This is a genomic window from Oleiphilus sp. HI0125 (assembly GCF_001635355.1).
Map to the genome: position 1 here is coordinate 1 of NZ_LWGF01001376.1, position 1042 is coordinate 1042.

Below are 1042 nucleotides of genomic sequence, written 5' to 3' on the forward strand. Positions count from 1 at the left end.
TAACAATATAGGCTCTATACGCTTGAATGCATTCAACATCATATATTGGAGCTGAGCGATCGCCTGCTCTTCAGTGAGTTTAGCCCGCTTTGGCTGAGCTTCACTTAAGTCCGTAATTGCTTGAACGGGCGTCTCAACAAGATCTTCGATACTTGGCTTCTTTTCTTCCGCACTAATTGTCAATGGCAATGCAAGCAATGTCACCGACACAAGTGCCAGCACACATGATTTAAACATAACGGGCTCCGTTTAATTTGGTTATAGAGTTATTAAAAGCCTGTTGGCACAGTTCTATCAATACCTAATGATTCGAAATATAATTGCGCCGCGACACTGGCGCTAACTTATAGAGACAACTGAAAAAAATCCAGCCAGACTGGTATTTTCTTTGTCGATTAGATCACACTCTCACACAAGTGCTTTATTGCTTATTTATGACTAACACTTTCAACGCATCAAAAGAACTTACATTAACAAATAAACAGATAGTCAATCTTATATGTAAGCTTAAGCACGCTATTTACTTAAAAAGCTTAAACGGGAGAGACGGATGGTCGATCATCTCCGGCAACCCATCCCGCACTAGCATTAATCCAAATGAAGTCACCCTCCACAAGGATAGTTACGCCGCTACAGCAACAGGACAACCGTTTACCTCCGGATGGATTGGCGTAAATGGGTATGACAAAAATTTCTTTTTCGCCGCTTACTACGACTGGAGCTATTCGTTCTGCCACGAAAGCAATGAAGGCTGGCTATATTTCTCGGAGACCTGCTCTAAGGAAACAAGGAACGCAGTTAATAAGCTAATTGAATCAAGCCCATCAAATTCGGATTTAAACCAAAACCTCACTACACGAGCTTTAGATTGGAAACCATCTCAATCTTTCTCGCAATACAGTTCAAGCTTTGCAAAACTAAAGGACTACATTTTTGCAGGTGATTGCTACCAAGCCAACTTAACACAAAGATTCGAAGCAAACGCGAATTGGTCTAAAGGTGACGCAATAAATGCATTCTTAAACGACACTGATCGCTCAAT

1 protein-coding gene and 1 pseudogene are annotated in these 1042 nt (G+C 41.2%); one reads left to right on the forward strand and one right to left on the reverse strand.

What is annotated here, in order from left to right:
* On the reverse strand, positions 1-237 hold a 237-nt coding region (locus A3762_RS23545; RefSeq protein ID WP_156493704.1), incomplete at its 3' end, for a hypothetical protein.
* Positions 238-434: 197 nt separating this feature from the next.
* Between A3762_RS23545 and A3762_RS28545 the strand changes: the two are divergent.
* A pseudogene (locus A3762_RS28545) lies at positions 435-1042 on the forward strand (hypothetical protein); the annotation flags it as partial.